Origin of the sequence: Nostoc sp. NZL, assembly GCF_015714705.1 — a bacterium.
Taxonomy (GTDB): Bacteria; Cyanobacteriota; Cyanobacteriia; order Cyanobacteriales; family Nostocaceae; genus Nostoc; species Nostoc foliaceum_A.
The window spans coordinates 21,816-28,236 of the sequence record NZ_WBKL01000177.1 but is presented as its reverse complement, the minus strand read 5'-3'; the positions used below and the strand labels follow the sequence as shown (position 1 = coordinate 28,236).

The 6,421-nt window shown below is 42.4% G+C and carries 7 protein-coding genes; 4 read left to right on the top strand and 3 right to left on the bottom strand.

Going from position 1 to position 6,421, the window contains the following annotated elements; translation table 11 throughout:
* The first annotated feature begins 128 nt into the window (after positions 1–128).
* Together F8R90_RS26920 and ligA are read left to right on the top strand one after the other, a co-directional pair.
* Positions 129–377, top strand: coding sequence for a hypothetical protein (locus F8R90_RS26920; protein ID WP_230966917.1), 249 nt, complete (start codon positions 129–131; stop codon positions 375–377).
* A 158-nt stretch (positions 378–535) separates the two neighbouring features.
* Positions 536–2,572, top strand: coding sequence for an NAD-dependent DNA ligase LigA (gene ligA / locus F8R90_RS26915; protein ID WP_196513225.1), 2,037 nt, complete (start codon positions 536–538; stop codon positions 2,570–2,572).
* Between the two features lie 57 nt (positions 2,573–2,629).
* On the opposite strand, the gene F8R90_RS26910 is transcribed toward ligA, so the two are convergent.
* The gene (locus tag F8R90_RS26910) at positions 2,630–2,809 is read right to left on the bottom strand and encodes a hypothetical protein (protein ID WP_196513224.1); all 180 of its coding nucleotides are present in this window, start codon (positions 2,807–2,809) and stop codon (positions 2,630–2,632) included.
* 79 nt (positions 2,810–2,888) lie between these two features.
* Here F8R90_RS26910 and F8R90_RS26905 point away from each other — a divergent pair, with 79 nt between their 5' ends.
* The gene (locus F8R90_RS26905) at positions 2,889–3,119 is read left to right on the top strand and encodes a DUF6737 family protein (protein WP_190894472.1); all 231 of its coding nucleotides are present in this window, start codon (positions 2,889–2,891) and stop codon (positions 3,117–3,119) included.
* A gap of 109 nt (positions 3,120–3,228) precedes the next feature.
* Here F8R90_RS26905 and F8R90_RS26900 read toward each other — a convergent pair whose 3' ends face one another.
* Complete coding sequence (locus tag F8R90_RS26900; RefSeq protein ID WP_196513227.1) at positions 3,229–3,582, bottom strand: hypothetical protein; 354 nt, start codon at positions 3,580–3,582, stop codon at positions 3,229–3,231.
* 950 nt (positions 3,583–4,532) lie between these two features.
* On the opposite strand from F8R90_RS26900, the gene F8R90_RS26895 reads away from it, so the two are divergent.
* Positions 4,533–5,744, top strand: coding sequence for a sensor domain-containing diguanylate cyclase (locus F8R90_RS26895; protein ID WP_196513223.1), 1,212 nt, complete (start codon positions 4,533–4,535; stop codon positions 5,742–5,744).
* A gap of 6 nt (positions 5,745–5,750) precedes the next feature.
* Here F8R90_RS26895 and F8R90_RS26890 read toward each other — a convergent pair whose 3' ends face one another.
* Positions 5,751–6,344: a TetR/AcrR family transcriptional regulator gene (locus tag F8R90_RS26890; RefSeq protein WP_196513222.1), complete on the bottom strand. Its 594-nt coding sequence runs from the start codon at positions 6,342–6,344 to the stop codon at positions 5,751–5,753.
* Positions 6,345–6,421 lie beyond the last annotated feature (77 nt).

Here is a 6,421-nt window from a genome sequence, read left to right as displayed (position 1 = left end):
GCAGGGAGCAGGGGGAGAAAGAGTTTGAGCCTTATTTACTTTTGTTTACATAGTTTGGTTTTATTGCACCGACTTACTTAACTAAAACATTTAATATATCCGGTGATGTTGATGCTATCTGTGATTGTGTGCAAAATGTCGAACCTACTGGTGGCAAAGATGCACCAGAATGTTACGAATTAGTATTACATAAATCCCAATCTTTATCATTTACAAAAACAGAAACTATCCAGGCTCAAAAAGAAATTATCCTAATGGATCGGGCAACGGGTGATTTATTTGAAGGTGGCGCTGCACGAGAAATGTTAGGTCTACCGATGGATACAAAGATTCGTATTAAACCTAGTAACCTAGAAAAGTATGTTGTGTTTGTCTAAAGTACCTCTGCTAATCGTAAACTGATTGGCAAAACTCGATTTTTATATGAAGTCGAAGACTGGGATCGCTAAATCCCAACAACCACAAGTCGCGGCTACCAAAACAAAGCCTGCACAAGCAGGCTATTCTATTCCCTAGGTATTTTGTAATAAGTCTAATGACCCAGATTAAGCCGGAAGTAAAACGCACAGAAGAACTGCGCCAGTTATTGCAACAAGCAAGTTTAGCTTATTACGTTTTAGATGCTCCAATTATGGAGGATGCAGTCTATGACCAGCTATATCGAGAATTGCAACAACTGGAAATTCAATATCCAGAATTGGCGACTCCCGATAGTCCGACTCAGCGCGTGGGTGAGAGGCCGGCAACCCAGTTTACCTCGGTGCGGCATAATATCCCCCTGTACAGTCTGGAGAATGCATTTAATATCGATGAGTTGCAAGCCTGGGATCAGCGTTGGCGGCGACAAGTACCGAAAATAGACTCGGTGGAATATGTCAGTGAACTCAAAATTGATGGTTCGGCTTTGGCTCTTACCTATCAAAATGGCATTCTAGTAAGGGGGGCAACTAGGGGTGATGGAGTGACGGGTGAAGATATCACCCAAAATGTGCGGACAATTCGTTCAATTCCCTTGCGTTTGAATTTTGAAGGGTTAGAAATTCTAGAAAGGGTGGAAGTACGCGGCGAGGCCTTTTTGCCGTTGGAAGTATTTAAACAAATTAACGAGGAAAGGCAAAAAGCGGGTGAGCAGTTATTTGCCAATCCCCGTAATGCCGCAGCTGGTACACTCAGGCAACTAGACTCGCGCATTGTCGCTAAACGGCGGTTAGATTTCTTTGGCTACACCTTGCACATTCCTGGTAGAGATGACACTAGTATTGCCAATACCCAATGGGAAGCTTTGGAGTTATTGGAAAAGATGGGTTTTCGAGTCAACCCCAACCATAAACTGTGTGCCTCGATCGCAGAAGTGGCAAAATATTATGAATACTGGGATACGGAACGGCTGAATTTACCCTACATGACTGATGGGGTAGTAGTAAAACTGAATTCTTTTAAACTTCAGGAACAGCTAGGCTTTACGCAGAAATTTCCTCGCTGGGCGATCGCGTTAAAGTACGCAGCCGAAGAAGCACCCACTCGTGTGGAAAATATTGCTGTAAATGTGGGACGAACGGGGGCGTTAACGCCGTTAGCCGAGATGCGCCCTGTGCAACTGGCGGGGACAACAGTTTCTCGCGCGACTTTACACAATAGCGATCGCATTACTCAATTAGACATTCGCATTGGCGATACTGTGATTGTCCGCAAAGCTGGGGAAATCATCCCAGAAGTGCTGAGGGTACTCAAAGAACTCCGTCCCCCTGACACTGAACCTTTCGTTATGCCCACTCATTGCCCAGTCTGCGGTCAACTAGTGGTGCGAGAATCAGGTGAGGCGGTGACTCGGTGCGTCAATGCTTCCTGTGCAGCGATTCTCAAAGGTTCCATTGAACATTGGGTAAGTCGTGATGCGTTGGATATTAAAGGCTTGGGCGAAAAGCTGGTGCATCAACTCGTTGATAAAGGTTTGGTGCATTCCGTTGCTGATTTGTATGAGTTGACAGCAGAGGAATTGTGTGCATTAGAAAGGATGGGAAAAAAGTCGGCAGAGAAATTAGTGGATGCGATCGCTCAATCAAAAAACCAACCTTGGTCAAGGGTATTATATGGCTTAGGTATTCGTCACGTTGGCAGTGTGAATGCCCAATTGTTGACTCAGAAATATTTTACTGTAGACCAGTTAGCTACAGCAAAGCAATCAGATATTGAAGGAATTTACGGTATCGGTGCTGAAATTGCCCAATCTGTGTACCAGTGGTTTCGGATTGATGCCAACCAAAGGTTGATAGAACGCTTACAGGCTGAAGGATTACAATTAACTGCCACAGAGGAAACAAAAATACTTGGTGATGCTAATCAAAAGTTTGCAGGTAAAACTTTTGTAATTACGGGTACATTGCCAACCTTAAAGCGAGATGAAGCTAAGGCTTTGATTCAAAAAGCTGGTGGAAAATTGACTGATTCCGTGAGTAAAAAAACAGATTATTTGGTAGTAGGAGAAGAAGCCGGTTCTAAATTAGAAAAAGCACTTTCCTTGGGAATTAACCAATTAAGCGAGGCGCAGTTATTAGAGATGCTTAAGGATTGATGCATATCTGGCCAACGCGTCACGTTCATATCAATGTCATGTCGTGTAAAACATTGATTATGCTGCACAGATTGCCTTCAAGGGTCGTTTTGGCGAAGATTTCTCACGAATTTTACCAAAACCTTGATAATATTGATAGCGATGCCTGCGATGGTAACGTAGCTCTGTTATCAAGCCTGCGGCATAGCTACGCTTAGGGCGCAGCCTCTCGTAGAGAAGTGCGGGCAAAGTCAACACGTTCGACTCTGGAACTTTGGGACATCATTTACCCTAAAAATTGTTAAAGAAAAATTTGGAGTTTTACTAAATAAAACCAATGTCTGAACAAAAGCCCGTAAGCCCCTGGAACTACAAACCTTGGTGGTGTCAACCCTGGTCTATAGTTCTCACAGGTGTAACACTAATTGGTGGTAGCTGGTTACTATTTAAAACTATCTGGCTAACAGTTCTCGTCTCTATCCCTGTAATGACGTGGATGGGATTTTTTGTGTTGTTTTGGCCACAACTAATGATTCGCAGTGGGATTTTGGAGTCATATAAGGACTAATTCGAGCTTGATGTGTTATTGGAAATTCTTCCAGGGAGAGAAAATTATTCCATCGTGTTAAGAAATTTAGCAGCAAAGTTATGCACAGCAGAAGAGATAACTCCAATTTTCATAATTCTTGCTTTTGCGTAACAATCCACAGCAAATCTAACCACAACTGAGGATAAACATTCTTAAGCTTCGATTTGGGGTCGTGTAACAGATTAGTAGCATTCACGCAAACAACTTCAACTAGCCCCAGATATTCTGCCACTTCTATCAGTAAATTTTTTTCTGCTACTACAGCAGCAATCAGTCTGTCAGGACAGTAAATCTTTATATATTTGGCATGAGCAATATAGACTCCTTTTGATTTAGAATTTAGCACTTTTACATAGCAGTGGTGTAGTAATTCCCACACTCTTGGGTGAGCTTGCTCAATAATAAGGGTAAATTGTTGGGCTAAGTCTTCTTCGGTAATCATTACTCTCTCCATTATTTTTGTCCTAAAAACTGTAATTTCATCTCTGCACAGCTTGTTCAGCATTGCTCATATTGCGTGCATTTTCCTCTGAGTAAAATTACTAATTTTTTGTTTGGGCAAAATTTACCCATCCGTCCGAATTGGTTGGTAAGTTTTCTACGGCTTATATTACTTGCATATCAAGGATCAAAGCTGAAACCGATTCTTCAAACTGTATCAACCGTTGCCTTATACCAATTATTTTGGTACAAGGCAACGTTACTAAAGAAGAATTCAGAGACAACTTCTGAGCGTCAGGATGTTTCCACACCAATTGCTTCTATCAAAGGGCAAATGAATTTTCGCAAAAATATTTGCATATCGCAATAAAATTGGCGATAGGTGTAATATTCTGGTTTTAGAGGGAATCAAGAGAGAGTGCGATCGCATTCTTGAGGCTTGAGCAACCATTTGAGATTGTATGACACTTAATTCAAAGCTTTCCAGGCTTTGAGTTTCCCTATATTGGATTATCTCTGCATATAAGCGCAGAGATAATCAGGACTGTGCTGCAAAGTTAAGCGATCGCTCATGAGCCTCCCAGAAAGGTCGAGAGGCTTTGAAACCCCCATTTCCTTGTAGAGAAGGCTTGCTCGGGGGGTTAGGTTTAGATGTTACCAAAAATACTTTTCAAACATCCTCTAAGGTCTTTGTCAGTAGAAAATGGGTTTTTCAACTTAAGGAACTAGTGTTAGCGATCGCGCATTTTTATTTTTGCCGTGAGTCTGGTTAGTTGCCTATTGATTGATGGAAGGATAAGTTCCGATGAAAGCCGTCCCTCGGAACTTTGACAATATAATAAGTTTTGATAATTTTTAGTTTATATTGATCATTTTCAAACTGGCTTTGGGCACAAGACCTTGTAAGTATCTAGATACTCAGGGAATCTGCACAGTGAAAGCTAGGATGATATGAACAACAGAGCAAACCAAAGGCATGAAGAACATAACATAATAGAATATTTCTGTATATTCAACCGAATATTGATTTTCGTTGCAGAGATGTTTCTATCACGCAGCCTTGATGCTGGAGAGGTAATCCTGCGGTTGTTGCAAAATTTCCAACGTACCAGACTTTCCTGGCTAAGGTTTAGACACTCATCTGTGAAAACGCAAGCTGTTCCTCTACCTGAAAATGAAGCAGAAAGGCTCAAAGCATTGGCGCACTACAATATTTTGGATACCCTACCTGAAGAAGCGTTTGATGACCTAACTGCTCTTGCTGCCTACATTTGTAAGACTCCAATAGCTTTAATTAGCTTAGTTGATGCCGATCGCCAATGGTTTAAATCAAAAGTTGGGCTAAAAGCTAGGGAAACACCCAGAGAGTGGGCTTTTTGTGCCCATGCAATTCTTCAACCAGAGGATATATTTGTGGTTCCCAACGCCATCAATGACGATCGCTTTACTAACAATGCCTTAGTCAAAGGTAATCCAAAAATTCGTTTTTATGCTGGTGCCCCACTAGTTACGCCCGATGGTTTTCCCCTCGGAACGTTGTGTGTAATCGATACCATTCCTCGCTTTTTAAGTTACCAGCAGTTGGATGCACTGCGCCGCTTAACTCGGCAGGCGATCGCTCAGATGGAACTTATGCAGGAAGTTCGCAACCGCAAAGAAGCAGAGATTGAAGGAAGGCAGTTATCGCTGACTGATGAACTAACAGGTTTGCATAACCGACGTGGCTTTTTCTTGATGGCTGAACAACAATTAAAAATTGCTCATCGCCTGAGAGTCTTGTGCTGGGTTATCTTCATTGATTTAGATGGACTAAAACAAATTAACGACACCCTTGGTCACGACATAGGAGATGCCTTAATTGTTAATGCTGCTCGATTACTCAAACAAAGTTTTCGGAACTCAGATATTGTTGCCCGCTTGGGTGGAGATGAGTTTATTGTTTTCATCTCCAGCTACTTTAAGGATGCTGATAGCATCCAAGCGTGTTTGCAAGCAAATATCGCCAACTTTAATCAACAGCAAAACCGTAGCTATGAACTTTCGATGAGTATGGGGATAGAGCGTTACTCACCAGGAAGCAATATGTCACTAGAACAACTAATCGCCAAGTCTGACGAATTAATGTACGCTCATAAGCGTCTCAAGCGCCAATCTATTGCATGAAGGGGATTAAGTATTTAAGTTACTTTTGAGAAAAAGCTCTAGGGCACGGTGAATATATGCTTCCCACGGCTCAGAGGTAGGAGGGAAGATTTGGGCGTAGAGCATCGCTCCACTCATCAGGTCAAAGATTAAATCGCTGTTTGTATCAGCCTGGATTTCGTTTCTCATTTTTGCACGCTCAATTACAACCTGGAACGCTTGGCGTCGGGGTTGTAGATATTTTGTCCAGTAGACCTGGGCAAACTGTGGGCTACTGGAGGCTGTACTGATAATCAAGGCTTTGATCTGACGACCCAAGGGAGTGAGGGTGGTTCTGCCGGCACTCTCAATAATTAGCTCAAGATCGCCCCAGAGGGTGCCAGTGTCTGGTAGTAATATCTCTTCCCTTGAGTTTTCGATCGCATCTGCTACGAGTTCTTCTTTGGAGCTATAACGCCTATAAATAGTGGGTTTACCTACCCCAGCACGGGCTGCGATCGCTTCAATACTCATGCGTTCATATCCCACTTCCCCTAACAAATCTAAGGTCGCTTTCAGGATGGCTTGATGCGATCGCACACTCCGGGGTCGTCCGGGTGAGTTTTTGACAGATTCATTCATGAAATCTTTCCGATTGACATACTTTTAAAAATTTACGATACTGTTTCGTAATTAAAATAATACCTTTTTTCCAGCAA